This window comes from Rahnella sp. CG8 (assembly GCF_023701875.1).
In the GTDB taxonomy this organism is placed as follows: Bacteria; Pseudomonadota; Gammaproteobacteria; order Enterobacterales; family Enterobacteriaceae; genus Rahnella; species Rahnella aceris.
Genome location: NZ_JABAED010000029.1, coordinates 1 through 26,957, shown reverse-complemented (window position 1 = coordinate 26,957; position 26,957 = coordinate 1). Strand labels below are relative to the sequence as shown.

Annotated in this window: 28 protein-coding genes; 17 read left to right on the top strand and 11 right to left on the bottom strand. The window is 52.5% G+C overall.

Annotation, left to right across the window (positions count from 1 at the left end; genetic code table 11):
- The first annotated feature begins 152 nt into the window (after positions 1–152).
- The 7 genes from HGO41_RS21335 to HGO41_RS21305 all read left to right on the top strand — a co-directional run bounded on the left by HGO41_RS21335 (position 153) and on the right by HGO41_RS21305 (position 7,707).
- The gene (locus HGO41_RS21335) at positions 153–1,646 is read left to right on the top strand and encodes an ABC transporter substrate-binding protein (RefSeq protein WP_250981373.1); all 1,494 of its coding nucleotides are present in this window, start codon (positions 153–155) and stop codon (positions 1,644–1,646) included.
- Positions 1,643–2,488 (top strand): ABC transporter permease, encoded by an 846-nt coding sequence (locus HGO41_RS21330; protein WP_121019314.1) that lies wholly within the window; start codon positions 1,643–1,645, stop codon positions 2,486–2,488. Before HGO41_RS21335 ends, HGO41_RS21330 begins: the two co-directional genes overlap by 4 nt.
- 1 nt (position 2,489) lies before the next feature.
- A complete protein-coding gene (locus HGO41_RS21325) occupies positions 2,490–3,404 on the top strand; it encodes an ABC transporter permease (protein WP_250981372.1) in 915 nt (304 codons plus the stop codon).
- Positions 3,401–4,783, top strand: coding sequence for a M20 family metallopeptidase (locus tag HGO41_RS21320; RefSeq protein WP_250981371.1), 1,383 nt, complete (start codon positions 3,401–3,403; stop codon positions 4,781–4,783). Before HGO41_RS21325 ends, HGO41_RS21320 begins: the two co-directional genes overlap by 4 nt.
- A gap of 63 nt (positions 4,784–4,846) precedes the next feature.
- On the top strand, positions 4,847–5,845 hold the full coding sequence (locus HGO41_RS21315) for a 1-aminocyclopropane-1-carboxylate deaminase/D-cysteine desulfhydrase (protein WP_015689960.1): 999 nt from the start codon (positions 4,847–4,849) through the stop codon (positions 5,843–5,845).
- A gap of 1 nt (position 5,846) precedes the next feature.
- A complete protein-coding gene (locus HGO41_RS21310) occupies positions 5,847–6,845 on the top strand; it encodes an ornithine cyclodeaminase (protein WP_250981370.1) in 999 nt (332 codons plus the stop codon).
- On the top strand, positions 6,838–7,707 hold the full coding sequence (locus HGO41_RS21305; protein ID WP_250981369.1) for a sulfurtransferase: 870 nt from the start codon (positions 6,838–6,840) through the stop codon (positions 7,705–7,707). Before HGO41_RS21310 ends, HGO41_RS21305 begins: the two co-directional genes overlap by 8 nt.
- Here HGO41_RS21305 and HGO41_RS21300 read toward each other — a convergent pair.
- Entirely contained in the window at positions 7,700–9,328 is a 1,629-nt protein-coding gene (locus HGO41_RS21300; protein WP_119261677.1) for a dipeptide ABC transporter ATP-binding protein, read from the bottom strand. The two genes, HGO41_RS21305 and HGO41_RS21300, sit on opposite strands and share 8 nt — an antisense overlap.
- A gap of 460 nt (positions 9,329–9,788) precedes the next feature.
- On the opposite strand from HGO41_RS21300, the gene HGO41_RS21295 reads away from it, so the two are divergent.
- Positions 9,789–10,361 (top strand): cytochrome b/b6 domain-containing protein, encoded by a 573-nt coding sequence (locus HGO41_RS21295; RefSeq protein WP_013575630.1) that lies wholly within the window; start codon positions 9,789–9,791, stop codon positions 10,359–10,361.
- A gap of 559 nt (positions 10,362–10,920) precedes the next feature.
- Here the strand turns inward: HGO41_RS21295 and gstA are convergent.
- Entirely contained in the window at positions 10,921–11,526 is a 606-nt protein-coding gene (gene gstA, locus HGO41_RS21290) for a glutathione transferase GstA (RefSeq protein WP_112152438.1), read from the bottom strand.
- A 130-nt stretch (positions 11,527–11,656) separates the two neighbouring features.
- Here gstA and HGO41_RS21285 point away from each other — a divergent pair, with 130 nt between their 5' ends.
- From HGO41_RS21285 to HGO41_RS21275, 3 genes are all read left to right on the top strand, one after another.
- Entirely contained in the window at positions 11,657–12,565 is a 909-nt protein-coding gene (locus tag HGO41_RS21285) for a LysR family transcriptional regulator (RefSeq protein ID WP_217244073.1), read from the top strand.
- Positions 12,566–12,678: 113 nt separating this feature from the next.
- The gene (locus HGO41_RS21280; protein WP_112152436.1) at positions 12,679–13,146 is read left to right on the top strand and encodes a GNAT family N-acetyltransferase; all 468 of its coding nucleotides are present in this window, start codon (positions 12,679–12,681) and stop codon (positions 13,144–13,146) included.
- A 261-nt stretch (positions 13,147–13,407) separates the two neighbouring features.
- On the top strand, positions 13,408–13,944 hold the full coding sequence (locus tag HGO41_RS21275; protein WP_112152435.1) for a GNAT family N-acetyltransferase: 537 nt from the start codon (positions 13,408–13,410) through the stop codon (positions 13,942–13,944).
- A gap of 68 nt (positions 13,945–14,012) precedes the next feature.
- On the opposite strand, the gene HGO41_RS21270 is transcribed toward HGO41_RS21275, so the two are convergent.
- The 3 genes from HGO41_RS21270 to HGO41_RS21260 all read right to left on the bottom strand — a co-directional run bounded on the left by HGO41_RS21270 (position 14,013) and on the right by HGO41_RS21260 (position 15,732).
- Positions 14,013–14,408 carry a VOC family protein gene (locus HGO41_RS21270; RefSeq protein ID WP_050144761.1) on the bottom strand — a complete coding sequence of 132 codons (396 nt, stop codon included), beginning with the start codon at positions 14,406–14,408 and terminating at the stop codon, positions 14,013–14,015.
- A 172-nt stretch (positions 14,409–14,580) separates the two neighbouring features.
- Positions 14,581–15,012, bottom strand: a complete 432-nt coding sequence (locus HGO41_RS21265) for a bifunctional diaminohydroxyphosphoribosylaminopyrimidine deaminase/5-amino-6-(5-phosphoribosylamino)uracil reductase RibD (RefSeq protein WP_112152434.1) — start codon at positions 15,010–15,012, stop codon at positions 14,581–14,583.
- Positions 15,013–15,237: 225 nt separating this feature from the next.
- A complete protein-coding gene (locus HGO41_RS21260) occupies positions 15,238–15,732 on the bottom strand; it encodes a 2-thiouracil desulfurase family protein (protein WP_024191716.1) in 495 nt (164 codons plus the stop codon).
- Between the two features lie 208 nt (positions 15,733–15,940).
- On the opposite strand from HGO41_RS21260, the gene HGO41_RS21255 reads away from it, so the two are divergent.
- A complete protein-coding gene (locus HGO41_RS21255) occupies positions 15,941–16,609 on the top strand; it encodes a class I SAM-dependent methyltransferase (RefSeq protein ID WP_112152432.1) in 669 nt (222 codons plus the stop codon).
- 130 nt (positions 16,610–16,739) lie between these two features.
- Here the strand turns inward: HGO41_RS21255 and HGO41_RS21250 are convergent, their stop codons facing one another.
- Positions 16,740–17,648 (bottom strand): LysR family transcriptional regulator, encoded by a 909-nt coding sequence (locus tag HGO41_RS21250; protein ID WP_112152431.1) that lies wholly within the window; start codon positions 17,646–17,648, stop codon positions 16,740–16,742.
- A 121-nt stretch (positions 17,649–17,769) separates the two neighbouring features.
- Between HGO41_RS21250 and HGO41_RS21245 the strand changes: the two genes are divergently transcribed.
- Positions 17,770–18,699 (top strand): alpha/beta hydrolase, encoded by a 930-nt coding sequence (locus HGO41_RS21245; protein WP_112198625.1) that lies wholly within the window; start codon positions 17,770–17,772, stop codon positions 18,697–18,699.
- A 367-nt stretch (positions 18,700–19,066) separates the two neighbouring features.
- Here the strand turns inward: HGO41_RS21245 and HGO41_RS21240 are convergent, their stop codons facing one another.
- Complete coding sequence (locus HGO41_RS21240) at positions 19,067–19,996, bottom strand: LysR family transcriptional regulator (protein ID WP_015697049.1); 930 nt, start codon at positions 19,994–19,996, stop codon at positions 19,067–19,069.
- 119 nt (positions 19,997–20,115) lie between these two features.
- On the opposite strand from HGO41_RS21240, the gene HGO41_RS21235 reads away from it, so the two are divergent.
- The gene (locus HGO41_RS21235) at positions 20,116–21,213 is read left to right on the top strand and encodes an alkene reductase (protein ID WP_015697048.1); all 1,098 of its coding nucleotides are present in this window, start codon (positions 20,116–20,118) and stop codon (positions 21,211–21,213) included.
- 314 nt (positions 21,214–21,527) lie between these two features.
- On the opposite strand, the gene HGO41_RS21230 is transcribed toward HGO41_RS21235, so the two are convergent.
- The 3 genes from HGO41_RS21230 to HGO41_RS21220 are packed head-to-tail and all read right to left on the bottom strand — an operon-like array spanning position 21,528 to position 24,081.
- Complete coding sequence (locus tag HGO41_RS21230) at positions 21,528–21,965, bottom strand: hypothetical protein (protein WP_173362073.1); 438 nt, start codon at positions 21,963–21,965, stop codon at positions 21,528–21,530.
- Between the two features lie 50 nt (positions 21,966–22,015).
- Positions 22,016–23,404, bottom strand: coding sequence for a sensor histidine kinase (locus tag HGO41_RS21225; RefSeq protein ID WP_112152427.1), 1,389 nt, complete (start codon positions 23,402–23,404; stop codon positions 22,016–22,018).
- Positions 23,404–24,081: a response regulator gene (locus HGO41_RS21220; RefSeq protein ID WP_250981368.1), complete on the bottom strand. Its 678-nt coding sequence runs from the start codon at positions 24,079–24,081 to the stop codon at positions 23,404–23,406. Before HGO41_RS21220 ends, HGO41_RS21225 begins: the two co-directional genes overlap by 1 nt.
- Before the next feature lie 206 nt (positions 24,082–24,287).
- On the opposite strand from HGO41_RS21220, the gene HGO41_RS21215 reads away from it, so the two are divergent.
- Positions 24,288–25,124: a MipA/OmpV family protein gene (locus tag HGO41_RS21215; protein WP_013575642.1), complete on the top strand. Its 837-nt coding sequence runs from the start codon at positions 24,288–24,290 to the stop codon at positions 25,122–25,124.
- A gap of 122 nt (positions 25,125–25,246) precedes the next feature.
- Here the strand turns inward: HGO41_RS21215 and HGO41_RS21210 are convergent, their stop codons facing one another.
- The gene (locus HGO41_RS21210; protein ID WP_250981367.1) at positions 25,247–25,501 is read right to left on the bottom strand and encodes a hypothetical protein; all 255 of its coding nucleotides are present in this window, start codon (positions 25,499–25,501) and stop codon (positions 25,247–25,249) included.
- A gap of 408 nt (positions 25,502–25,909) precedes the next feature.
- On the opposite strand from HGO41_RS21210, the gene HGO41_RS21205 reads away from it, so the two are divergent.
- Positions 25,910–26,428, top strand: coding sequence for a ClbS/DfsB family four-helix bundle protein (locus HGO41_RS21205; RefSeq protein ID WP_013575644.1), 519 nt, complete (start codon positions 25,910–25,912; stop codon positions 26,426–26,428).
- Between the two features lie 55 nt (positions 26,429–26,483).
- On the top strand, positions 26,484–26,702 hold the full coding sequence (locus tag HGO41_RS21200; RefSeq protein ID WP_013575645.1) for a DUF7661 family protein: 219 nt from the start codon (positions 26,484–26,486) through the stop codon (positions 26,700–26,702).
- Positions 26,703–26,957 lie beyond the last annotated feature (255 nt).

Sequence of the window (26,957 nt, the reverse complement as noted above, 5' to 3'; positions counted from 1 at the left end):
TTTGCGGTTTAATCTGTAGCTTGCCAAAAATACATTATATAGGATATATCATGTATTGAGGAATTGAATACTGATTGACCGTTTTTGTGACGCACAACCTTCACGTTAATTCCGTCAACTCTTCTGGCGGCTTCACTTTGGGAATGACCGTAATGAGAATACCTGCCTTTAAACCGGCTTCACTGGCCCTGCTTATCAGCCTGACGACACCGGCTGCTTTCGCCTCTGAACTGGTGATCGCCCAGCCAGCTTCCGCCACGGCGATGGACCCGGGTTTCCTGAAAGAGTCAGCCACACTGGTGGATAACCTCTTTGATACGCTGGTGCTGCGCGACGCCAATATGCAGTTGCAACCGGGGCTGGCGACAAGCTGGAAATCACCCGATGATACCACCTGGGAGTTCACCCTGCGTCAGGGTGTGAAGTTCAGCGACGGCGAGCCGGTCAATGCGCAGGCGGTAAAATTCTCTATCGACCGTATTCTGGATCCTGCGAATCACGCGCCGACCATTTCGTATATCCGCACCATCAAATCCGTGGAAGTTACCGGCGATTATCAGGTGAAAATCCACACCACCGGCCCCGACCCGCTGCTGCCAACCCGCATGAGTCGCTACCCGACCTATATTGTGCCACCGGCGTATGTCACCAAAGTCGGTGCTGCGGAATTTGCCCGCAAACCGGTGGGTTCCGGCGCGTATACCCTCACCGCATTTATTCCCGATGAAAAAGTGGTGATGCAGGCCAATCCGGGTTACTGGCGCGGCAAGCCCGCCATCGATACCGTCACCTGGCGTCCGATCCCGGAGGCCACCGGGCGCATCACCGCCCTGCTGACCGGCGAAGTACAACTGGTCGATGGTGTACCGGCCGATCTGGTGCCGGCGCTGAAAAATAAACCGGGCGTGCATCTCGAACAGGTAAAAAATGGCGGACTGACCATTTACCTCGGACTGAAGAACGACCAGAAACCGCTGAATGATGTGCGCGTCCGTCAGGCGTTATCACTGGCGCTGAACCGCACGGCCTATACCCGCGATTTACTGCACGGTTTCGGCACGCCGACCGGCACCATGGCCGGGCCGAAAGATTTTGGCTATGAGGCGATCCCTGCACCGGCGCAGGACATCGCCAAAGCCAAAGCGTTACTGGCAGAAGCGGGCTATCCGCATGGTTTCACCCTGCGCTTCCAGGCACCCCGCCGTTATATTGCCAGTGCAGACGTCGCCCAGGCGATTGTGCAGGATCTGGCAGCCATCGGCGTGAAAGCGCAACTCGAAGTGCCGGAATGGTCGGTCTATACCCAGCAGGTCGCGGCGCAGAAACAGGCACCGATGTACATGCTGGCGTGGGGATCAACACAGACGCTGGACGCCGATGCCGCGCTTTATCCGATCCTGCACTCCGGCGAGCCGTATTCCACGGTGAACTCGCCTGAACTGGATGCCCTGCTGAACAGCAGCCGTACCACGGTCGACCCGGCCAAACGTGAGAAGATTTTGCAGCAGATACAGCAGGTTGTCGCCAGCCAGCAACCGCTTATCCCGCTGTACAAAGAAGATTCCCTGTATGCCAGTGCCGACAACGTGACCTTCACCGGCCGCGCCGATTCGCGGATCCCGCTGTTTGACCTGAGGATGAAATGATTTCACTGCGTACAACCCTGCAAAGGAAATCCCGCCGCCGGTTTTACGGCGACGGGCTCCTCGGCGGACTGTTGCTGTTACTGGTGATTGTTCCGGCGCTGCTGGCGCCGTGGCTGCCCCTGCCGGATCCGCTGACCAATGATCTGGCTGCGGCCTTTTCCTCGCCGGGCGGCCATCATCTGCTGGGCACCGATCAGCTGGGGCGCGATTTGCTGTCGCGTATTTTATCCGGTACGCGGCTTTCGCTGATGGTGGTGTTGCTGGCAGCGGTGATTGCGGCGGTGACGGGCTCGGCGCTGGGCATGATTGCCGGTTATACCGGCGGCTGGCTCGACGCGCTGATCATGCGCCTGATGGACATCCAGCTGGCGGTGCCGTTCATCCTGCTGATCTTACTGGTGATGGCGCTGTTCGGCGCGTCACTCACCAATATCATTGTGATCATGGGCGTGACCAGTTGGGCGATTTATGCCCGTGTCGCCCGTGCCAAAACGCTGGAAATCCGCGAGCTGGAATTTATTGAATCGGTCAAAGCCATGGGATTTTCCACCCCGCGCATTTTGCTGCGCCATGTGCTGCCCAGTCTGATGACCCCGCTGATCGTGCTGCTGACGCTGGATATTCCGCGCCTGATCGTGCTGGAAGCCTCGATTGGTTTTCTCGGCATGGGCATTCAGCCGCCGACGCCGACGCTCGGTAATCTGATCGGCGAAGGCCGTTCTTATATGCTGCTCGCACAGTGGCTGGTGCTGTATCCGGGGCTGGTGATTGCCGCACTGGTGATTGGCTGCAACCTGCTCGGCGACAGCCTGCTGCGTAAAACCCACACGAGGCTCGACTGATATGCTGCGTTATATCTTGCAACGCCTCGGGCAGTCAGTGCTGGTGATGTTTGGCGTGTCGCTGCTGATTTTTTACAGCCTGCACCTGACCGGCGATCCGGCTGCGGTCATGATGCCGCCGGGCTCCAGCCAGCAGGAAATCGACAATTTCCGCCACAGCATGGGCTTTGACCGTTCACTGACGTGGCAGTACTGGCATTATCTGACCGGTGTTTTACAGGGCGATCTGGGCGAATCACTGCGCTACAGCCAGCCGGTCACCGAACTCATCGGCCAGCGCGTTCCCGCCACCCTGCTGCTGGCCATTACCGCATTGCTCTGGAGCACCGTCGCCGGTTTGCTGCTCGGCATCTTCAGCGCGTTATATCAGAACACGTTATGGGATCTGGTCTCACGCCTGCTGGCCTTCAGCGGTCAGGCGGTGCCGGTGTTCTGGCTTGGCCTGCTGCTGATCATCGCCTTCAGCCTGAACCTGCGCTGGTTGCCGTCCGGCGGTTATGGCAGCGCCAGTCAGCTGGTGATGCCTGCCATCAGTCTCGGCGCGTATTACATGAGCGCCATTGCGCGGCTGATCCGCGCCAGCCTGATTGACGTTCTGCAACAAGATTACATCCGTACCGCCCGCGCCAAAGGGCTGAGCCGCTGGCGGATTGTGGTTCGCCACGGTTTACGCAATGCGCTGATCCCGGTCATTACAGTGCAGGGCATGTATTTCGCCTCGCTGCTTGGCGGTGCGCTGGTGACCGAAATCATTTTTGCCTGGCCGGGTATTGGTCGCCTCGCCGTTCAGGCGATCCAGAACCGTGATTTCCCGCTGGTACAGGCCATTGTGCTGCTTGCTGCATTGGTGTTTGTCGGCATCAACCTGATTATCGATTTGCTCTATGTGGTACTCAATCCGAGGATCCGCCTGTGACACATCCCGTTCCCCCAGCGCTGCAACCGACGCTCGATTTGCTCCATGCGATGACGCCGTTCGCCAGTGTTTCCGGCCAGCTCAGCCCGCAGCGTGAGCTGGCGCAGTGGCTGGAAGACTGGATACACCAGAATCTGCACGGCGTGCCGGTATTGCCGGTCAGCCAGCAGAACGACGACAACACGCCGCCGCTGGTGCACATGCGCATTGAGCGTCAGGCGGCAAAAACGCTGGTGCTGTACAACATGTACGACGTGATGCCTGCCACGGACGAAGGCTGGGAATTCCCGCCCTTCACCGGCGGTATTACCGAATGGCCGGGCACCGGTGCGGTGTATATCGCACGCGGCGCAGAGAACAATAAAGGGCCACTGGCAGGCATGCTGATGGCGATAAAATCGCTGTGTGACGCAGGCGGGCCGGACGTTAATCTCGAGATCATTCTCGAAGGCGAGGAAGAAACGGGCAGTGGCCGGTTACGGCGTTACCTGGCGCAGGAACCCTGTCCGGTGCCGTCCGCCGGGGCGGTATTTTTCCCTTCGCTGTGTGAATACGGCGGCGGCGCACCTCGCGTGTATCTCGGTTTCAGCGGACTGAGCGGCGGCCGTTTACGGGTCAGCGGCGGCGCATGGGGTGGCCCTCACGCGGCTATCCATGCCAGTAACGCCAACTGGATTGCCAATCCCGTCTGGCGGCTGGTTCATGCCCTTCATGCCATTGCACCCGCCGAAAACAGCGGCGTCATCGCCCGTCAGACGGTGGATGAACCGGCAAACCGGCTGCTGCATACCCTGGCGCAACAGTTCAGCATCAGCGATGAACTGCACTTTCGCCGCAGTGAAAAATTATCGGTCAGCGGCGATACGCTGGCCTGCCTGCAACAACTGATCAACGGCGCGGTGCTCAACATTTCAGAAATCTGCAGTGATCCGCAACAGGCACGGGGCGTGATCCCGCACAGCGCCAGCGCGGAACTCGCGCTGCGCGTACCGCCGGGCATTGACGGTGAAAACCTGCTGGCGGCAATCCGCCAGACGCTCAGCCGGGCGGAATTCGACGGCGTGGAACTTGAGCTGGACGACAGTTACCCCGGCCACCGTTTCCCGCGCAACAGCCCCGGCGTCGATGCCCTGCTCGCCAGCTATCAGGCTCAGGGCGCGCAACCGCAGGTCTGGCCGTGGGCACCCGGCTGCGCACCGGCGTATACCTTTGCCCGCATCGCACCGGCCTTTCTGATTGGCGGCCTCGGCCACGGCGGCAATGCGCACGGCGTGAATGAATTTGTCACCCTGCGCGGGCTGGAACGCTTTCAGCAATCCGTCACCGACTGGATCCGTTTTTACGCCCGCGACACCCCTTTTTCTGCTTTGCCGGAATAATCCGGCGAGGCTTTGCGTCAACATCCGGGAATGTTTTAAAAGATAATCACCAGGAAAATTATGATGAAACAAGCAGATGATTTTGAACGTGTTTCACTGGGATTCTTCCCCACACCGCTCGAACGCCTGAGCACACTCGGCGACTCACTCGGCATCACGCTGGATATCAAACGTGATGATTACACCGGCTTCGGCGGCGGCGGTAATAAAGTCCGCAAACTGGAATATCTGATGGCCGATGCCTGCCGCAAGCAGGTCAATGTGGTTATCACCACCGGCGGGCATCAGTCCAACCATGCCCGGATGGTGGCGGCGGCGGCGCGTAAGTTCGGCATGAAACCGGTGCTGGTGCTGCGCGGCCATCAGCCGGAAACCTATCAGGGCAATCTTCTGCTCGATAAACTGTTCGGCGCGGAGCTGGAGTTTCTCGACCCTGACGGCTATTTCACCCAGATTGAAGGGGCGATGAATGCCCATGCCGACGCGGCACAGGAACGCGGTGAAAAAGCGCTGATTATCCCGCTCGGCGGCGCCACGCCGCTCGGCGCATTGGGTTATGTGCGCGCTATCGAAGAAATGGACGCCCAGCTTAAAGAACGTCATCAGTTGCCGCCTGACGTGATTGTCGCGCCTACCGGTTCCGGCGGTACGCTGGCCGGGCTGTATGTCGGCGCACGTAAATACTGGCCGGACACCAAAATCGTGGGTATCAGCGTCAGCGCCAAAGCGGAATGGTTCCGGACACGAATTTCCGCCATGGCGCAGGATTGTGCTGATTTGCTGGAATGGCCACAACACTGGACGCCTGACGATATCTGGATTGAAGACGAATTTGTCGGCACCGCCTACGGCGTGCCGTCTGACGGCGGCATTGATGCCATCTACCGTGTTGCGCAGGCCGAAGGTTTGCTGCTGGATCCGGTCTACACCGGCAAAGCCATGCACGGGCTGATCAGTCTGGTGGAGCAAGGCAAAATCAGCGCCGGTTCACGGGTGATTTTCGTGCACTGTGGCGGCTCACCGGCGCTGTATCCCTTTGCTCAGACCTTGCTGGAGCACTGAGATGACGCAGGGTTTTCGCTATCTGAATCAGCGGGATGTCATGGCGCTCGGCGGTACGCAGGCGCAGGCCGCGCTGGATGATGTACGTGACGTTGTCACATTAATGCGCCAGCAACAGACGCAGATGCCAGCGGAAACCCACGTCAGTCTTGCTGGTGCGCGGGGAAAAGCCTACGCGCTCCCCGCCTGCGTAGGCGGTCGTTTCAATGCCGCTGGCGTGAAATGGACGGCACATCGCCCCGATGCCCACGACGGGCTGCCGCAGGCGATGGCGATGACGCTGATTAACCGCGCAGATAACGGTCTGCCACTCGGGCTGGTGGAAAGCGCCGCGCTGACTGCCGCCCGCACCGCTGCCGTCTCGGCGCTGGCGTTACGCCATGCCGCACCGCGTCCCGTACAGCGCGTTCTGCTGCTCGGCACCGGCGTGCAGGCCACGGCGCATCTCGATATGCTGCGTCAGCTTTTCCCGGACCTGCAACAGGTCAGCTGGTGGAGCCGCAGCGCATCTGCTTTTGCCCCAGACAGCGACAACCTGCCGTGGCCGCTGGTCCGAATCACCGGTTTACCGCACGCCTGCGCACAAGACATCGACGCCGTAATCACCTGCACCAGCGCCGCCGAACCGCTGCTGGGCGCGGAGGCAATCCGCCCCGGAAGGCTGGTTATTCAGGTGGGTTATCACGAAGTCGCGTTTGAGGCGATTGCCCTCGCCACAAAAGTGGTGGTCGATTTGTGGGGAGATTTCTGCGAAACCAGCGCCAAAAGCCTTTTCCAGATGTACCGCGCCGGGCAATTTTCGCCGGACCGCGTTGATGCTGATTTAAGCAATCTGCTGCTCGATGGCTGGCGACCTGCGCCGGATGACAGTGTGTATTTCTCCTCGTTTGGCCTCAACGTTTTCGACATCTCCCTGGCGGCCCGCGTGCTGGCACTCGCGCAGCAGCGGCGAACCGGCACGCTGTTACCGCTTTTTCCGGAGTCATTTTACCTTGCCTGATTACTCTGCTTTCCCCTTGCCGCGCATCATTATCAGCGCCGCAGAGCTGCGTGAACGCCAAAAAAATGGCGAACAGTTCGCGCTGATTGATGTGCGTGAGATCGCTCAGTGGCAGGCCGCAACCCTGCCGGGCGCGCATCATCTGAATGTTTATGATTACTTTATTCCCGACAGCACTGAAGCCGGTGTGAACAGCCTGTTCAATGCCTTTCAGCGTGCCTGGCAGTCGCTGGACATCCGTGACAACGTCACACCTGTTTTCTTTGAACAGCAGGTCGGTATGCGCTCCCCGCGCGGTGCGTGGTTTGCGCTGTGCGGCGGCATCTGCCAGCCGCTGGTGCTCGATGGCGGGCTGGATGCCTGGCAACGCGCAGGCGGCGAGCTGATGCCGGGAACCGGCAACAGCGCAGTGATAAGCGCAGAAAATCCGGATTACCGTGCGCCAGACAGTACGGTGATCGCGCAACTTAATTCACTGACGGCCACGCGGACGGAAGTGCTTGCGGCACAGGCGTCCGGCGCACAGATTCTGGACGCCCGGCGTCCGTCAGAATTCAGCGGTGAATTTGCGCATGAATGCTGCCACCGGGCAGGAAGAATTCCCGGTGCAAGATTGCTGTTCTGGGAGGATGTGGTGCATAACGGCGCGTTTCAGGATGCCGGAGAAATCCGCCATCGCGCGGAGAAAGCCGGACTGCATCCCGACCGGCGGATCATTATTTATTGTCACCGGGGCGCACGTGCCGCCACGGTATTCACCGCCCTGCAACTGGCGGGTTACAGGCAACTGGCCATTTATGTCGGATCCTGGCATGAATGGGCGGAACATCCTGAACTGCCCCTGCTGACGGGTTTTAACTGACGTTGCGCAGTTGCAACGCCTGCCTGATATCCGGCGCTGCCGCCAGTAAAGTTTGCGTATACGCGTGCTGCGGCGCGCCCAGCACCTGCGCCGTAAGCCCGCTCTCCACAATGTTACCGTGATAAAGCACCACCACGCGGTCGCACACCTGTTTTACCGCAGCGAGATCATGGCTGATAAACAGCACGGTCAGGCCGAGTTGTCGCCGGAGCTCATCCAGCAATGCCAGGATCTGCCCGCGAACCGAGAGATCTAACGCCGACACGGCTTCATCCGCCACCAGCAGTTCCGGTTCTAACGCCAGCGCACGGGCAATCGCCACGCGCTGACGCTGACCGCCGGAAAATGCGCCGGGCAACCGGCTGGCGTGGTGCGCTTCCAGCCCCACCAGCGTGAGTAATTCATCTACCCGCGCCTGAATCTGCCCGGCAGGACGCAATTTCCAGACACGAAGCGGCTCAGCAATTTGCTCACCGATGGTCATTTTAGGGTTCAGACTGGCGTACGGATCCTGGAAAATTATCTGTGCGCGGCTGCGCATTTTCTGCCGCGTGGCGTGACTGGCGCGGGTCAGGGAAACGCCATCAAATTCGATATCACCGCTGTCAGTTTCCGTCAGGCCAATGATCGCCCGCCCCAGCGTGGTTTTCCCCGAACCGGATTCGCCGATCAGCCCCAGAATTTCGCCGCGACGGATATCCAGCGACGTCGGAAAAAGCACCGTTTGCCGTTTTGCCGGAATGAAAGGTAAACGCTGCGCCTGCGGATAGCTTTTGGTCAGTTCACGCAAACGCACCAGCGGCGATGCCGCGCTGATTTCTGCGCTGAACGGACGCGGTTCAGGCTGGGAAGCGGCGATCAGTTTGCGGGTGTAAGGTTCCCGCGGATCGGTCAGCAGTGTTGCCACCGGCCCTGCTTCCACCAGATTTCCCTGATGCATGACGTAAGCGCGGTCAGCGTAACGCGCCACCACGCTCAGGTCGTGGGTGATCAGCAGCACGCCCATCTCCATTTCCTGCTGCAATTCCAGCAGCAACGCCAGAATCTGTGCCTGAATGGTGACATCCAGCGCAGTGGTCGGCTCATCGGCAATCAGCAGCGACGGCTTACAACTGATGGCGCTGGCAATCATGACCCGCTGGCGCATGCCGCCGGAAAGCTGGTGGATATACTGTTTCGCCCGTTGCTCAGGATTCTGGATCCCGACCCGATCCAGCAAAGCGATGGCCTCACGGTGCGCCTGTTTCCAGCCCAATCCCAGATGGCGCACCAGCACTTCAGCTATCTGTTCACCGACTTTCAGCACCGGATTCATGCTGGTCATCGGTTCCTGAAAAATCATCCCCAGCCGTTTACCGCGCACAGCCGTGTCAAACGCGCCCTGCGGGCTGGCAATCTGTTTATCAGCCAGCCAGATTTCACCGCCCGTCATACTCACACCCGGCGGCAGCAATCCCATCAGCGCCAGCGAACTCAGCGTTTTACCGGAACCGGATTCCCCCACCAGCGCCACCATTTCACGGCAATTCACCTGCAGGGAAAGCGGTTTGACCAGCGGTAATCCGGCATCGGTATGAATGGCGAGGTGGCGAACGTCGAGCAAGGGTCTGGCAGTCGTCATGGCGGTGATCCGGCGAAGAATTAAGCATTGAGAATATATCGTATATTCTCAGCCGACAACCTTAAAGACCGCCGTCGATAGATTAATTTCTGCTAATTAATCATGATTTATCAGGGTTTCACCCTCAGTCACAAAAACCTGCCGGCTGCCTGCCGGAGGGATTCGCAGAAAAGGCAGGTTAAGGGTATGCATGAGGAAATAATGTCGTCGGGCTGAAATGACAGCAACGGGGGGGCGTTATTTGCCAGATAGCATAAATAATCCCGGCAAAATGCGTTTGGCCATGGGTTCAGTTAATAGGCCAAAATGCCGATGGTAATAATAATAGTTATCACTTCTCAATATTTATTGCCACGTTGACGGAATGAGAACGTGCTGGCAAATAATTTTAAAATTAAGGTTAAGCTAATAATTCTTTCGTAAGATTCAGAATGTCGATCAATCCATTAAGGCAATCGCTATGAAATCACGAATTTGGAATATGTTACCCCATGAGTACGCCCCTTTTTTTCGTGCCCTGCACATCGTTGTGGCACTTTTAATACTTTCACAAATTATCAACTCCAACTTTACTGAAACTGAAGCGCTTGCCGGGCATGGCCTGGACAGCGTGATAACCTGGGTGCATGTAATTTCCGGGTCAGGGCTGATTATCTGTGGCTTCCTGATGCTTGGCTGGATGATGACCCAGAGAGGTTTTACTTACTATTTTGCCTGGGCTAAGCTGGATTTTGAGGGTATTAAACAAGATATCAATACGCTGATGAAATATCGCTTACCTGAAGCCCATTCCGGTGGCATTGCCAGTACTATTCAGGGGCTTGGTGTTCTGGCGTTATTATGCGTAGCCATATCGGGTGGATTATGGTTCTTACTCAATACTGTTGAATCTGATTTAGCGGATAAAATTATCGGGTGGCATAAGTTCCTTACTACTTTTATTGAAGTCTATTTTTATGCGCACGGTGCAATGGGGATTTTACACCTGTTAATTGAACGATATAAAAACCACTCACCGGCTATTAATGATTAACTTATTGCAGGCTGAGTCATGACATTTAATCATTTTTAATGATGTGATATCGCCTTTGGCGCGAAAAGCCACGCTCGCTGGGGTTGGCCGCGGATGAGGCGATCTCCTGTCGTTTATTACCCCCCTGAATGCGCAATTATTGTTCCGGCCTGAATGCATCAGGCCTCAAGAGACCTCCGGGCAAATGCTGTCTGTCAAACCTGCTCCACCGTACCGGGGCTTCCTGAAGCCGTAACGCGACCAGATTCCCCCGTTCTGCCCGCGAAAGTCTCGCGCTGGCCGCAGAGTTCTAAATCTCTTTCACCCGGGACGAGTCGTACACCTCCTGGGCCCGTTCCATTTCTGCTCCATGCTCCAGCGCCCATTCGTACAATGCAATAAACGTGAGAATTAAAATCGACCATTTATTAGTGATGTTTTCAAGAACAGGACGGGTTTTAGCTGTAACGTCCGCTCTGGCACTAAACGCCCCACAAAAAGGATGTCACTGGGCAGCGGGAAGCGGATCTTTTGCTTTGCATCTGTCAGACATTTGCATCCGCCATAAGCTTTATCGGGCTTATTGAGATGCTTCTGCAAGTAAGGCAGCCTGCACGGCAGGACGCGCATTGATATTTGCCATATACGCCGTTAATACAGGCCAGCGATTCAGTTCGATGGAAAAGAATTTACACCAACCCAGCACGGTGAAAAGGTAAGCATCAGCAACGCTGAACGAGGGGCCCGTCAGATAGGCTTTTTCATTGAGCGTATCCTGCAGAAAATCGAACCGCCGGAAGAGCTTTTCACGAAAGATCGTTCTGACGTCTTCAGGCAATGTGGAGTTGAACAGCAGTGCGGACCCCGCATGTATTTCACTGGTGATAAAGTTTAGCCATTCCTGCAGACGCACTCGCGCCCAACTGTCCGCTCGCGGTGCCAGCCCCCTTTCCGGCTTCAAGTCAGCGAGGTATTGCACAATGGCCGGCCCTTCGGTGAGTATCTGACCATTGTCCAGTTCCAGCGCGGCGACATAGCCTTTTGGATTAATGATACGGAAGTCACGTCCGTCTGCGGTGAGCTTGCTTCTGTTGTCCACTTTGACCAGTTCAAATTCAAGCCCGAGCTCACGCAACACGATGTGGGGTGAAAGCGAACAGGTGTCAGGGGCGTAATAAAGTTTCATGGTCTCTCCGATAAAATTGAAAAGCTTTTTAGCAATATGCTGGCCGTTCCTGAACACACTGTGCGTAATGTGTCTCATGCTGTAAAATTAATGATTTATAAATTAACTATTAGCTGAGCTACTGATACCTATGATGAATCTTTTGCACTGGCGTTTACTGGTCGCCGTGGCGGATGCCAGCAATATCTCACGCGCCGCTGAAGAGGTGGGAATGACTCAGTCCGGCGCCAGTCAGGCTATCGCCCAGTTAGAGGCTTCACTTGGGTTCCCGGTGTTCACGCGTGAGCGTCGACACATCGGCGTCACCGCACTGGGTGAGCAGGTTATCGAACAGGCAAGGATAATGCTTGAACGGCTGAACGCCATCCGCGTGCTGGCTGATGAGAGCCGCGGTTTAAAGGGCGGACGCATCCGCCTCGCCAGTTTTCCCTCGGTGACGTCCACATTTTTGCCTGGGCTGCTGCGCGACTTTAAGCGTCTGCATCCGGGCATCGACGTGGTGGTACTGGAAGGTACAGACGAGGAAGTGGAGGAATGGATTGCAGCAGACACTGTGGATCTGGGTGTGGTCATGAATCCCGAACCGGGACGAGCAGACGTTGTATTGGGACAGGATGCATGGGTGGCGGTCATGCCATCCCGTCATCCGCAGGGACAGAATGCAAAGGCGGATGGCATAACGCTAGAGGCACTGGCAGGCCAACCCTTTATTCTCGCGACAGGCGGATGTGTCGTTAATGGAAAAAGTCTGATGGAGCAGGCAGGCTTGCAGCTCTCTGATGTACGCGTAAAAGTACGGGATTGGGTCAGCGCCTGCATGCTGGTGCGTGAAGGCATGGGTGTGACGCTGATTCCGGAATCTGCCCTGCCAGCTGAATTGCGAGGCCTGTGCGTGCTGCCGGTGACACCTTCTATACACCGTGAATTTTGTCTTGTTTGTTCGCCATCCGGAAAGTCTTCTGGTGCGACACAGGCATTACTGCAAGGGCTGCGTAAAAGAGGATGTACACATTTTGATTATTCTATCCAGTGTCAGTAACCTGGCAGTTGCAACGTCGAACTGGCGGCGCTAATCCGACGTTAATGAGTCACAAAGCTGCACAGCCTGTTATGTTGCACATCTTAGTGGCAGCCGAGCTTCAAGGAGTTTAGATGAGCAAATCGCCTGACATCACCGTTGGGTTCCGCCGCGCGGAAGAAAATGATGCGGAATTGGTTCGTGAGATAGTTCTTGCGGCCTATTCCAAATGGATTTCGGTCATTGGTCGTGAACCGACCCCGATGAAGGCCGATTTTAATAAAGTCGTCCGTGAGCATGACATTGACCTGGCCATTGTTGCAGGGGATGTCGTCGGCCTCATCGAAATATGTCTCCATGCTGATCATCTTTGGATAGAAAATGTTGCGGTACATCCTCACCGGCAAGGAATTGGAATCGGCCGGAGATTACTGTCGCATGTTGAAAGTAAAGCAGCTCAAGCGGAGATTGGGGAAATTCGCCTGCAGACGAACGAAGCATTCGAGGCGAACATTGCATTATATGCGGCGCTAGGATATGAAATCGATAGACGTGAACCATTCATGGGTGGAAAGACCGTCTTTATGAGCAAAAAATTGTAGCGGTTACTAACACTGCCCCGAAACAAAGATTTCTTGAATCATTTTAAGGTGCATAGCTACTCAGACCTATCCGCTAAAGGATCAAGGGCAGCTTTGAGCGAGGAACGGACATAGCGACATTCGGATCTGTAAGCTAGCATCGAAATCATTGCCAACAACTCTGTATGGTAATTGACGGTGAGGTGTTGCGAACCTGCTTTTCCCTAACTATAAAAACAGATATATAACTAACCTAATGATCACATTATTTAGGAAATTGTTTTGCAACTACAACTCACCAGACTGCATCTTCGCCCCGTAACTACATCTGACTTGGATGACCTTTTCAGAATTTATGGCGACCCGGCTACGAACACCTTTAACCCCGCAGGGCCATATCCTGACATGCAACATGCACAAACTGTTTTAGCTCGCTGGATCAACCACTGGGAAACTCACAGTTTTGGAAACTGGGCAATCTCTTTGCAGGATAGCCCTGAAAGGATCATTGGTTTTGGAGGTCTGAGCATCAGCAGTTATGCAGATATCTTAATTAATAACTTAGGATATCGTTTCGCCGCAGAGGCATGGGGAAAAGGTCTGGCGACAGAGTTTTCGAAATACTCTGTCAGATATGGATTTGGTGAGTTAAAGCTGACTGAGATATCTGCCGTAGTTAGAGGAAACCACATGGCATCGCAGAAAGTTCTTCAAAAAGCCGGGTTGCAATACGTAAAAGAGATCCATGATGTGAAAGACGCGCCGCCTAGCCTGCTTTTTTCTCTTACACAGAGTGAATGGCTCAGACAATCAATGTGAGCGTATTTACTCTAAATCATGGATAGCTAAACTGAAGCTAAAGAAGCGCCCTAAGGCGCTTTGGAAAATTAGTGGTTCTGGTACAAGTCCCAGCGATTTCCAAAGAGATCCTCAAATACAACCACCATCCCGTACTCTTCCTCACGTGGTTCCTCGCAAAATTGAACGCCTGCGGCCTTCATAGCGGTATAATCGCGCCAAAAATCGTCGGTCTGAAGGAAAAGGAACACCCGGCCGCCACACTGATTACCGATAAAGGTTTTCTGCCTATCGTTTGAGGCTCGGGCCAGAAGAAGATTACAGTCACTTTCCGGGTTAGGCGTCACAACCACCCAGCGCTTGCCAGGTTGAGGCGTGTCTTCAACAAGCGTAAACCCGAGCTTACTTGTGTAATATTCAATCGCTCGGTCATAATCGTCGACGACGATAGCCACATATCCCATGCATCTTTTCTGCGTTCTCAAAATCACCTCCACCCGTTTTGGGATCTGCCCTTCACTCGAAATCACCATATCATTCGCTATGAATGTCCGCTACTGGGCTGTGAGTTCAACCGATGGATGCTACACACTGATTGAACCGCTCTGAGCGAACATCGGACCTTTGGCTGACACAGTTTTGTTATGTCCATACGGCCTAAGACTTCGCCAGATAAGGGGATAGAAAATTCTCTACCTCTCGTTTACCAATGCCTAGCGTAAAGCTGACCCCTGCATTTTTTAAAATTCTGAGTCCTTCTCCACGGTTTCTAGGATGCGGGTCTTCCATGGCTACATAGACATGGAGTGGTTTCAGTTCAGCAAGTGTCAAGGCACAGGAGGGGGTTCTTCCTTGATAGGAGCAGGGTTCAAGTGTGACAAAGATTTCACATTCACCAATTGGAACCGTTAGTTTTGAAATGGCGTCTATCTCTGCGTGATGATGGCCTGGAAGTTGAGTGAAGCCTTCGGAAACCACCGCACTTTTATGGACAATTACGCACCCTACAGGTGGATTTGGTCTGCAGCCAGGTAAGGCATGACGTGATTTTTCAAGCGCTAACAACATGAATTCTAAATTTTTGCTCATCCGCCTTTATGCCCAAATATGTAAATCATAGACTTAAGATTTTCAAACCACCCGGGATGAATGTCCATTATTTAGATTAATTACTGATCAGCTATGACCAACCACTCGTAAATTAACTCACACTGACCCTTTGATACTTCCACTTTTGGCACTAAGCGGCCTGAGAAGGTGTCCAGGAATAAACAAAAAAGCTGATTTCTTTTCGTATCTCAATGAAAAATATGTTCAGCGTTCTTTCTCATCAATCCAAGCAATGAGATCGGCGAGCCTCTTCTCAGAAAACACGGCTATACCATGTTCAGTGAGTAGCGAAGCTGCGACTCCCATACCTGACTTACGTTGGCCGCTAAATGAACCGTCATAGATGAATTGGCTACCGCATGTTGGACTGCCGTCGGTTAACAACGCAGCGGTACAACCTGACTCCTGAGCTGTACGTAATGCCAACCAGGCGGCAAGCTGATAGTGCTCAGTTACATCCTGCCCCGTAATTTCAAGTATTCTGACCTGCGCCTTCATTACGTCTTTACCATCAGTAGAAACAATCTCAGCTGAGGGACGTGGAATTGGCAACCCAGCGGCCAGTTCAGGACAGTGGATCACAAGACGCTGCTCTTTCTGCCAGCGTTGCAACTGGTCGGTCATTTGTGCTTTCTCGCTTCCGTCATAGCGCACTTTGAACCCCATTAGGCAAGCACTTACCAGTATTTTATTTATCATCGTTATCGTATATCAGGGCAAATGAATGCTTGAATTATAATACCTTCGCTTTTTACATAGACATGCCTGTGGCAGTGCCAATACGCCGCTAAGAGTAAAAAGTGGACCGTACGGCGCTGTCGCTTTACCTTTATTGTCGTCTTCATATCCACGTTATTTGGCTATACAGTAACAGCTGATTATTTGCTGAGTATAAAGCATGTCCAATATGAATATTTACGAGAAACAGTATCGTGAACTGATAGCGAGCGGGGCTACAGCATGGGCTGGAGATGGTTATGTAAGGGCGAAAGAACAGCAGGAACGGGTGTTTTCCTGGCTCAGCATACATGAATATCTTCCACCATCTGGAGCAAAGGTTCTTGAGCTTGGATGTGGAAATGGCGCAATGGCAGCGCAGTATCTTACCGAGCATGGTTATGAAGTTTGGGGAGTAGATTTAGCTGAAACTGCAATCAAATGGGCTGAAGAACGCTTTCAACAAGCTAATCTCACCGCCCATTTTATTGTTGGTGATGTCTGCAACCTACCTCAATTTTCGGATTTAGAGTTTGATCTGATTGTTGATGGTAGTTGTTTGCATTGTCTTATTGGAGAAGTCAGGCAACGCTGCCTGGCTGAAGTAAAACGAGTTCTTAAACCCAAAGGGCACTTTGTGATCAGTTCCATGTGTGGGAGCCCCCACAACCCTGAAGACATTGACTGTTATGATATCGAAAAACATCAATTGCTAAAGAATGGTCAACCTTGGCGTACCTTACGACCACTTCAGGCATTGCTGGATGAGGTGCGGGAAGCACAATTTACCGTTCGCGCTACAAAGATTAATAATAACCCATGGTGGGATCATGCAACTCTCGTTTGCTCTGCACTCTAAGCTCATCCAATTGGTAAGATTGATAAAGTGTAATGTGATTGTTAAGCACCAAGCTAACTCCTGGCAGTTATGAGCGAGGAGCGGACATTGTGCCTGAAAATGTAGCCGGACAACTGCGTTTGGATATACTTTATTCCCAAGGTAAACCTTGCTCCCAGCTTTCCACAAGCAGGTCAATAAAGGCCCGAATTCGCGGGGATAAATGTCGTTTACTGGGATAAATGAGCCGAATAGGTTCCGGAGGGAAAGGATACTCCTCAAGCACCGGTATCAGCTTACCACTACGTAAATCCTCCCCTAGCAAATAGGTCGGTAAGTGAACGATACCAAATCCGGAAATTGCCGATGCCCGCATGGCTTCCGAACTGTCGAGGTTTAGCCGCCCGGGTCCTTCATACACAAAAGTACCTTCCGGAGTCGCAAACCGCCAGCTGCGTCTCTTTTCTGCACTCAGAAGAAAAATAGTGTCATGCCTGGTTAAGTCTGCGGGCGTTTCTGGAACGCCCCGTGAGGACAAATATTCTGGAGATGCACAAGTGACAATGTGCTGCGAAGCAATCGTTCGGGTAAGAATGCGCGAGTCATCGCGGGGTTCACCGATGCGAATGGCAATATCAAAGCCTTCTTCAATAAGATCAACAAACCTGTCGCTAAAGGACACCTCCGCACGAAGTTCCGGCCACTTTTTCAGATAAACATCCAGAATGGGAAGGATATGGCGCTGCCCAAAAGAAAGCGGAGCACTCAGCCGGAGAGTCCCCGTTGGTTTCCCCCTGCGCATGGCCATGGCGGCATCGACCTCTTCCAGGTCATCCAGTATCTGTCGGCAACGGTCGAACATGACCCTCCCTTCATCAGTCAGACTCAGACTCCGGGTGGTACGGTTAAGGAGACGAACACCCATACGCGTTTCGAGCCTGACAATACTCTTGCCAATGGCAGAACGAGTGAGCCCGAGGGAACCCGCTGCGTGGGTGTAACTCCCGGCTTTTACAGCCGCGACGAATGCGGCGATATCACCAATACTGTTGATCTCCATGCTTTATTTATCTCCTTTAATACGGGCTTTAACGTACCCTGATACGGGAAGCACATTCCCTAAATGTTTATATACTATAGGTTCCTGTTATTTTTTAACGCAAATACAAACAGGAATAAAAATGCTGAATCAACAAACCAAACAAGCCGTAAAAGAATGGTCAGAAAGCCTGGCCGGCCTGGGTCCAATCCTTACGGGTGAGGATACCGTAACGCCTATGAGTGAGGTACGTGACGCCTATACCCGTATGCTGGCTAAAAATCCTGCACCTTCCGGTGTCAGTTTTACTGAAGTCGACATGGGGGGCGTACCGGGCACGCTGGTGACGCCTGACAAACTTGAAACTGATGCCATCGTTATGTACATCCACGGCGGGGCTTATATTGTCGGCGAACCGGCGGGCTATCACGGTATTGGTGGTAACTACGCCAGCATGCTGGGCGCACGGGTTTACATGCCGGATTACCGTCTGGCACCGGAGTATCCTTTCCCCACGCCCGTTACCGATACCGTTCGTGCGTATGAGTGGTTGATTGAACAGGGCTTTGATGCCAGCAAAATCTTACTGGCGGGCGAGTCTGCGGGCGGAGCAATGGTGGTTACCATTATGGTAGCTGCACGTAATAAAGGCCTGCCACTTCCGGCCGGCGGTGTTTCCATTTCCCCATGGGCCAACCTTGAGCATACGGGCGTCTCCATGACCAACCGGGAAGGTCTTGATCCTCTGAACACCAAGGCCGGCCTGGATTTCCTGGCACGCACCTTCCTGGGCGATGCGTTACCTAATCACCCAATGGCATCACCGGTGTTTGCGGATGTGACGGGTCTGCCGCCGGTGCTGGTTCAGATTGGCGAGAATGAACTGATGCTGAGCGACGCGATGCGGCTCGCAACTCATCTGGGTGATAACCGGGTTCGCGTAAATTTGGAGGTTTGGCCGGGTATGTTCCACGCCTGGCATTTCTTCTCCACGCTGCAGCCAGAAGCAGTGCAGGCTCTGGAGAGCTCCGTCGCCTTTATGAAGCAGGTCCTGCGGGATGCTGCGAAGTAATCATCAATGATGAACTAAATAACGGGCGCGACTGACTGCGCCCGTCAGGAGTGAAAATCCCCCATTTACAGATACAACTCACTTATCCGCCGGATCTTGCCTCACATAGCGCATATAAGCGCGTATTCCGCCTGGGCCGCCTGACCTTCGGCTTTATTATTATGCCGCTTGAAGGTTAATCAGTCGGCCTTCCTGATAATAGGCCGGATTATCCAGGAGAAAACGTATGACTCAGGGGGGCGAAATCTACGGTGCTCATTACCGGGTAAGAATGGAAACAGACGCTCACAATCATTGGTCAATATGCTTGAGAGAATATAATTCTGGCAGGCTTGCGGTCGCTGATGTATCAGGCACTGATATCTCATTATCTCGTAACAGATGAACGCTGCGCGCTCGTTAACAGTGCCGGCAACTCTTTTTTCAGTTCTTCAATCAAGGCTCTCACTTTAGGAAGCACCGTGTGAGTCCTGGGCCACATTGCAGAAATGGGGGTGGGCGGTGCCTGAAAGGTGGGTAGAATTGCACGAAGCTGCCCCTTTTTGATGGCATCACCGCATAACCAGTCCGGAAGTTGCGTCACCCCACATCCTGCGATAGCCGCTTCCAGCATGGCTTGACCATTATTAAAACGGTAGGCTGAGGAAACAACATGTCTTACAACGTGCCCCTCTTTGCCCCGGATTAGCCAGTAAGTTTGCCCGTCTGATGGTAACCCTGAAATGCATCTGTGTGATGAAAGCTCACGAAGATCAATGGGGATGCCTGCTCGTTCCAGATAGCCCGCTGAGGCACAAATGATAAGCCTTTGCTCGCCCAGGCGGGTGGCAACCAAATCACCTGAGTCAGGCAGGGGGCCAAGCCTCAGTGCAAGGTCAAAGCCGTCTGTCGCGGGGTCGCGAACCCGATCGCTGAAATCAACTTCGATATTCAGGGCCCGGTATTTTAACGCCATGATATTGAGTAAGGGCATAATGAAAAGGTGCCCAAAGGCCACGGGAACCGTCAGCCGCATCAGTCCAGACGGCTCGACTATCCCCGCCTCTATTCTGCTTTCGGCATCTGAAATCATATCCAGAGCAACAGTGCAGCGATTGAAATAGATCTCACCTTCCGGTGTCAGCGACAGGCTTCGCGTACTGCGGTTGAGTAAGCGAACCCCCAGCCGAATTTCCAGACGCTTGATGCTTTTGCTGAGTGCAGAACGCGTCACGCCTAAACCCTCAGCTGCAGCAACGAAACTGCCTTTTCTGACGACTTCAGTAAATTCCTGTACGCCATTGAGTTGTGCCGTCACAAATATTGGTTCCTTTATCTCAACACTGAGGGTCTTTTTGCCCAGGTAATCATGGCCTTCAAATAAGGATAAGATCGTTGCTAACAGATTTTTACCATGAAATGGCTTCAGGAGACAGAATGAGCGAGTTACTGAATATCTATACAATGAATGGAATAAAGCTTAATAATCGTGTCGTTATGGCACCAATGACCCGATCGCGGGCCTATGACCATGTTCCCACTGACAGTATGGTCACCTACTATCGCCAGCGCGCAACAGCAGGTTTAATTGTTTCCGAAGGTTCACCTGTTTCAATGGAAGGCCGTGGACAGGCTTACACGCCGGGAATTTACACTGACGAACAGATAGAGGGCTGGAAAAAGGTGACTGAGGCAGTACATGCGCAGGGTGGGAGAATATTCATCCAGCTTTGGCACGTAGGTCGTTCCTCTCACATTGCTCACCAGCCTGATGGGCAGGCACCGGTCAGCTCCGTCTCACGCGTGGCAGAAGGCTGCACCACTCACATTCCCGGTGATAACTGTCAGTCTGTACGCGTATTTCACAGCCAGCCCCGCGCATTAGCAACGGATGAAGTCCCGCGGGTGACACAGGATTTCGTTCGGGCGGCTAAAAATGCTATCGAGGCGGGTTTTGACGGTGTGGAGATCCACGCGGCTAACGGCTACATCTTCGAGCAATTTATCAATGGTGGACTTAACGACAGGACAGACCGCTATGGCGGTAATATTGCTAATCGCCTGCGGTTTACGCTGGAAACGGTGGATGCCGTCTCTGCAGCCATCGGGAGTCATCTGACAGGTATCCGTATTGCACCCTTTGGCCGCCTGCAGGATATGCATGGCTTTGATGATGAGCAGGATACCTGGTTATCTTTGGGTATCGAACTGCGTCGTCGACATCTCGCATATGTGCATTTGAGCGATCAGGAATCTCTGGGAGCTCAGGCCATTCCTGCTGGCTTTCTGACAAAGTTTCGCGAGGCCTACGAAGGTACCCTCATCGTCGCGGGCAGCTATACACAGGAGCGTGCTGAACTGGCACTCAGAGAAGGTTATGCCGACTTAATCGCATTTGGGCGTCCTTTCATAGCCAATCCTGATCTCGTTAAACGCATGAAAAATGGGTGGCCGATAGCTATTCCTGATAAGGATACGTTCTATACTGGGCGAGATGCAGGTTATATAGATTATCCCACGTATCACGTGGATTAAGCTTCCCTGAAACAGAAATGCATCTGAAATGCATCTGAAATGCATCCTATCCGCATGCTCGCTAAGGGTCCCGACAACTATTTTTGAGTTCGTCTGATCTGCTCCCTTATGAGTAGCACACTCAATTGTTGGTGACGTCCGCTCCTGACCAGCAGACAAACACGTGACGCTGAAGGTCTGCTGAGAGCGAACAGCAGACGTTCGCAGTTGTTCTCATTACTGATGAAGGCATTACTTAAATCGCGGTGTGTAAATCAACGGGGGATTAAGTCATATGGCCTGAGATGCTTCACGGTATTGACGAGAGTGTCGTTCTAGCAAGACCTATCGCCGTCAGCCCAGCGCTTGATATCACTTATATTTGGCGACCTGATGCCCACACTCAAGATGTTCTTGGTTGTGTATAGGCTGACCTGTGCTTTGTCCCCATCATGTCTTTCTATTTCAATTAGCGTGTTGTTAATCAACAGTCCCTGCGCAAGGAGCTTTTGATTGATCTCACCTTCATTGCGCTCACCGTCAAACTCGCTTAATACGATGACCGGATTTCCTGAATATGCCTCATATTCCAGGCACTGCCTTGCCATGTGCCTTAAGGTTCGATAGGTATCGGAGGGCTCCGTCTTGCTCGTGAAGCTGCCGTCATAGGATGATTGACTGCTTTTTAATTCGCTGACGGTTATGGCGCACCCGCTGATTGAGATAGAAAATAATAGTGTAGACAGCGTCAAATATTTCAATTTCAACTCCATTGTTCTGACAGAGGCCCTCCGCTGGGCTGGTATCAAAATCATGTTTTCTTTCAGGCGGACTTGTGGTTTGGAAAGTCAACAGTAACCATGAGCCCACCTTCTGCAGACGTACTCAGGCATACGCTGCTGTTGTGTTGCTGCGCAACCGCTTTGACTATGGCAAGCCCCAGTCCACTCCCGCTTTGTATCTGATTGGGATCGCGAAAAAACCTATCGAACACGCGCTCCCTCAATTCAAATGGAATGCCGGGCCCTGCATCTGAAACACGTAGCTGAGTAGATTTATCAAGTGATCGTACATCTACCTCAACCCGTCCGCCCTCAGGGCTGTACTTCACGGCATTTTCAATTAAATTATCAATCAGCGACATCAGGCGTTCCCTGACGCCTGTGATCCAGACTTCATCATCAGAGTAGAATTCGAGCTCAATCCTGCGCTCAGCCGCCAGCGGTGCCAGTGCAGCCATTCGCTCTTGTATGAGCGTTGTCAGCGGCACAGGCTCCATAACAGTGTCAATACGCACTTCGCTGTGCATCATCAGTAGCAACTGATTGACAAGACGCGCTGCACGGCTATTGCTGCGAATAATCCCTGCCAGCAACTCCTGTTGATTATTACTGCTTACATAGGACTGCAACGCCTCCACATTGATTCGCATCGCAGCCAGGGGGGTACGCAGTTCGTGAGCGGCATCTGCAATGAAAACCCGTTCCCTATCAGAACTCTCTTGTACCCTGGCAAGAAATAGATTAGTAGCGTCCACCATTTGGCGAAGCTCCATGTGCTTTGGCACTTCTTTTAAGGGAGAGAGATCTTCTGAAGTTCGTAAGGAAATTTCATTTATCACCTTGTTCCAGGGTCGCATTGCAATACGGATTGACAGCCACGCGGGAAACAAAAGAAAAGGAATGCACACCAGTAGCGGCAATATGTAGTATCCACGCGAGTTCAGGTATATAAAAAAGTTCCAGCCGCCGGCAGGCGTGACAAGTGTTACCTCCGCATCGGATCTCCCGGACTTGAGAGTACGGCTAGTCCAGGTGCGACCTTCACTCTGAATGCTCTGAATTTTCCCATACAGGGTGTTTGTCACCCCTGACGGAGCGCCATCAGATGAATAAATTATCTCTTTATTCTTCCGAACGATTAGGCTGATTGACAGTTTCGGATCTTCACCTCCGCCATAACCTTCCCGCAACGCGGTGCTGAACTTTTCCAGCACAGCGTTGCGATCTTGCGGGCGATCATCCATACGATCAACCAATGTAAGAATGGTTTCGTAGGTATTGCTGCCCGTTAGCATCGGGGGGCTACGCAAGTTCTCCCACAAAATGTAGGTCAGAAAAAGACACCAAAGCAATGTAAGCAGTAACATCTGGGCGATCATAATTCGCCGTACGAGCGTTGGAGTTCTCAGGTGGCGCCAAAAATTTCGCATCAACCAGCCCCTTTCTGAATCGGTATGGTATCAATGACATACCCTACGCCCCTCACCGTTCGGACATAACCGTCGCCGATTTTGCGACGTAAATTACCCATATGCACATCGAGTGCATTGCTCATATTTTCTTTTGCGCCGAATATCCTTTCTTCCAGAAACCTTCGTGTAAGCACGCGATCAGTGCGCATCATTAAAGTTTCAAGCAGCGCGTATTCACTTGCCGTCAACTCAACATTCCGCGCGCTCACTGTCACGCGACGAGTCGGCACGTGGAGAGATAACCCACGAATTTCTATCACCTCATTCTCAAAACCGTAACTGCGTCGCGCAAGTGCTCTTACCCTGGCCAACAACTCGGCGAGAACAAAAGGTTTGACGAGATAGTCGTCAGCACCGGCATCCAGCCCGCACAGGCGATCCTGCAGGGTGCCTCGCGCGGTCAGAATGATGACGGGGATCCCCTTGAGCTGCTGGCGCAAGTACGCCATCAGGCTCATGCCATCGCCGTCGGGCAGTCCGAGGTCGAGCAACACAAGTTCCGGCACGCAGGCATCGAGTTGATGCAGCGCATCCACTTTGCGGCGAACCCATATGACATCTAATCCTTGATCTGCAAGGGCAATACGTACGCCGTTGCCGAGATCCAGGTCGTCTTCGATGAGGAGAATTTTCACAATAGTTACGTTATCAACAGTGAATGAAGAACGTCTGAAGAAAAAAACGGTATCAGGAAATTTATCAGGTTTGTGTCACCGGTACGTGCTTAAGTATTTCTTCATTTTTAGCTCATGAGAACTTTAGGGTGCGTATTCAAACTGAGCGTTCTGGCGTTTAAAACCCGCTTGTATCGTAATCGTTTGAATCCATAAGGACTTCTTTAATGAGCAACTTCGAACTGCGTCATAAGTTCCCCTATTCACTCTCAGGACGCACCCTGATAAAAATGCTGCCGGGCGCGCTGCTGGCGTTACTGGCCACCCCAACACTTGCGGCAGAACCACAACAGGGTAACGCCTTAACGTTGGGAGGAGGCGTGGATGTTACGCCACTTTATTCTGGTTCGGATGAAAACCGCGTCACGACAGCCCTGGTGCTTGATTACTCGATGCATAATGGGTTCTTCGTGAGTACCACGCGGGGTATCGGTTACGGCAACAGCACCGGCAAGCTGGATTACAGTACTGCGCTGAGCTATCGCGCAGGCCGTAAGGATCATGACGTGGACAGCGACTCACTGAGCGATGGCAGTGACGACTTGCGGGGTATGGGCGATATCAAAGGCTCGGCTATCGGGGCATTGGGTCTGGGGTATAAGGTCACCGACTGGCTTCATTTGCAATTGCAGGCTGAGGTGCCGTTTTCTCAGCGGGACAATGGCGCGGCCCTGCATTTCGGCATTATCAGCCCGCTTTATAGCTCATCGGAAAATACCGTGACGATGGCGCTGACCAGCAGTTGGGGAACAGGCAACTATATGCAAACTTACTACGGGGTAAGTTCATCACAGTCAGCCGCATCGGGGTTTAGTCAATATGATGCCGGTTCCGGGATTTATGCCTATTCACTGAATATGGACTGGACACACAAGTTCAACCAAGACTGGAGCGTGGTTGCCGCAACAGGCTTTACGCAGTTGGCTGGTGATGCACGCAACAGCCCGATTGTGCAACGAAAAGCATCGCCCACTGGAAGCTTGAAAGTGACATATAGCTTCTGAACGTAGTTCGATTGCACTGTCAATAAATACACACTCGATCCGCCCCGATACAGATGATGGGGCGGTACTCACAAAGGACGTAAGGATTTCACTTAAAGAAAGCTCAAGCATTGTTGTTTCTCCTAATTACAGTAACTGGCAAAAATAACGTGCTTATTTCTCATGGAGAGAACCCATTGAGAAGCTGAAATGGCATAGTGAATGTTTTTTATACCAAATTTTTCCAAGTCTTCCGGAAGGTATGAAAACCATTTCTCCGGAAATCTTTCTTTATAGTCATCTTTTAATTGCGGACAAAATGACACCCTGATGTTCACACCAATTCTTCTATAGAATGCAATGTCATCATTTTTTAATTTTTTAAATTCCTGAAGCATAAAAAATCATCTTTAGAAATATTTCCTGATACTGTTACTTCTCTCTCAGGGCCGTTGACACCACCATGCCAAAGAAGATATGAATTATTACCTAGATATATATTCTTCCCGGCCGGGAAAATATATGTAGGTGAAGCCCATCAGGCTGCTTCGAGCGAACAGCTGACAAAAGGCCCAATGACGAAACGTCGTAGACAAGCGGCTGCACAAAAGATCCAGATGCATCCCGTCAGGGCTGCTGTCGCAGCCCCTGATAGCCTCAAACCTCGAGTGATTCATGTGCCTTGAACAAAGAGAGAGCTGTTTACAGGGACTTCCCCTTTCGTGCCAGGAAGTACATAATTGATTGATATTTAAACACCACATGGCGTCTTTATGGATCTCTTCTGAAGTGCGGGGTAACTCTGTATGAATGTACCGCAAACAAAATCTGAATTGCTTTTAGCAATCGATAAAAATTTCAATAAATTAATCAGTTATCTTAATGCCATCCCCCCTGAACTCACCTTAGATAACTCAATGGATGGACACTGCAAGGGCACGGAAATGAGTGTTCGCGATCTGGTTTCCTATCTGCTCGGGTGGAACACTCTGGTTGTAAAGTGGATCACTTCCGACGGGAAAGGATTGCCTGTTAATTTTCCAGAAACCGGTTTTAAGTGGAATCAACTTGGGCTTCTGGCGCAAAAATTTTACTCTGATTATAGCGAATTGGATTATAACGCGTTAATTACTGAGCTCGAGGAAGTAAAAGATGAAATAGTGAAACTTATTGATGGGCTCACTGATGACGCTTTGTATGCTAAACCATGGTACACAAAATGGACTATGGGGCGAATGATCTCATTTAACACATCATCTCCCTATGCCAATGCTAATGGCAGATTAAGGAAATGGGCGAAAAATAATAGTATCAGCTTAAAATAAAAAAACTCTGTGAATTTGTCACCTTTACTTTGATGAAAATGCCAGGAGATTAATAATGCTGATCTACAACGTTTTTGGACGACACCTTGGGATCAAACGTGAGGGGGAGCGCTGGCTGGTATTCCGCGCAGACCTGACAGAGCGAAAATTTTCCCGGCTTTACGACATCGCAATTCCGAACGATCTGACAGAGGCAGAAATTCCAGGTTGGCTTGATGACATTTTACATGAGGCGGCAACAGAGCGTCATCCGGAGGTGAAGCGTGTCGAATAAGAAATCTGGCTTGCATGCGTAAGTATCCCGCTTAACCGGAGCATTCACTAATAGAGATATTTTGTCACGCCATCCGGACATCGCCTCCTCACCATCGACAACTAATACGCTGTGCTGCTTGTCATGTCCGCCTCCGGCACAGTGAGAAGCGGACATCGTTTTTCGGTCAGGATACCTGTAGTGATGTTATGGACGCCCCTCCCTGAAGTAGCCAGTGCCATACTCTATTGACTGCAATTAATTCAGGAGTGATAT

Excerpts from the sequence above, each read along its gene's own strand:
- HGO41_RS21335 (WP_250981373.1), top strand. The coding sequence starts at position 153 with ATGAGAATACCTGCCTTTAAACCGGCTTCACTGGCCCTGCTTATCAGC.
- HGO41_RS21330 (WP_121019314.1), top strand. The coding sequence starts at position 1,643 with ATGATTTCACTGCGTACAACCCTGCAAAGGAAATCCCGCCGCCGGTTT.
- HGO41_RS21325 (WP_250981372.1), top strand. The coding sequence starts at position 2,490 with ATGCTGCGTTATATCTTGCAACGCCTCGGGCAGTCAGTGCTGGTGATG.
- HGO41_RS21315 (WP_015689960.1), top strand. The coding sequence starts at position 4,847 with ATGAAACAAGCAGATGATTTTGAACGTGTTTCACTGGGATTCTTCCCC.
- HGO41_RS21310 (WP_250981370.1), top strand. The coding sequence starts at position 5,847 with ATGACGCAGGGTTTTCGCTATCTGAATCAGCGGGATGTCATGGCGCTC.
- HGO41_RS21300 (WP_119261677.1), bottom strand. The coding sequence starts at position 9,328 with ATGACGACTGCCAGACCCTTGCTCGACGTTCGCCACCTCGCCATTCAT.
- HGO41_RS21295 (WP_013575630.1), top strand. The coding sequence starts at position 9,789 with ATGAAATCACGAATTTGGAATATGTTACCCCATGAGTACGCCCCTTTT.
- gstA (WP_112152438.1), bottom strand. The coding sequence starts at position 11,526 with ATGAAACTTTATTACGCCCCTGACACCTGTTCGCTTTCACCCCACATC.
- HGO41_RS21285 (WP_217244073.1), top strand. The coding sequence starts at position 11,657 with ATGATGAATCTTTTGCACTGGCGTTTACTGGTCGCCGTGGCGGATGCC.
- HGO41_RS21280 (WP_112152436.1), top strand. The coding sequence starts at position 12,679 with ATGAGCAAATCGCCTGACATCACCGTTGGGTTCCGCCGCGCGGAAGAA.
- HGO41_RS21265 (WP_112152434.1), bottom strand. The coding sequence starts at position 15,012 with ATGAGCAAAAATTTAGAATTCATGTTGTTAGCGCTTGAAAAATCACGT.
- HGO41_RS21260 (WP_024191716.1), bottom strand. The coding sequence starts at position 15,732 with ATGATAAATAAAATACTGGTAAGTGCTTGCCTAATGGGGTTCAAAGTG.
- HGO41_RS21255 (WP_112152432.1), top strand. The coding sequence starts at position 15,941 with ATGAATATTTACGAGAAACAGTATCGTGAACTGATAGCGAGCGGGGCT.
- HGO41_RS21250 (WP_112152431.1), bottom strand. The coding sequence starts at position 17,648 with ATGGAGATCAACAGTATTGGTGATATCGCCGCATTCGTCGCGGCTGTA.
- HGO41_RS21245 (WP_112198625.1), top strand. The coding sequence starts at position 17,770 with ATGCTGAATCAACAAACCAAACAAGCCGTAAAAGAATGGTCAGAAAGC.
- HGO41_RS21235 (WP_015697048.1), top strand. The coding sequence starts at position 20,116 with ATGAGCGAGTTACTGAATATCTATACAATGAATGGAATAAAGCTTAAT.
- HGO41_RS21230 (WP_173362073.1), bottom strand. The coding sequence starts at position 21,965 with ATGGAGTTGAAATTGAAATATTTGACGCTGTCTACACTATTATTTTCT.
- HGO41_RS21225 (WP_112152427.1), bottom strand. The coding sequence starts at position 23,404 with ATGCGAAATTTTTGGCGCCACCTGAGAACTCCAACGCTCGTACGGCGA.
- HGO41_RS21215 (WP_013575642.1), top strand. The coding sequence starts at position 24,288 with ATGAGCAACTTCGAACTGCGTCATAAGTTCCCCTATTCACTCTCAGGA.
- HGO41_RS21210 (WP_250981367.1), bottom strand. The coding sequence starts at position 25,501 with ATGCTTCAGGAATTTAAAAAATTAAAAAATGATGACATTGCATTCTAT.
- HGO41_RS21205 (WP_013575644.1), top strand. The coding sequence starts at position 25,910 with ATGAATGTACCGCAAACAAAATCTGAATTGCTTTTAGCAATCGATAAA.
- HGO41_RS21200 (WP_013575645.1), top strand. The coding sequence starts at position 26,484 with ATGCTGATCTACAACGTTTTTGGACGACACCTTGGGATCAAACGTGAG.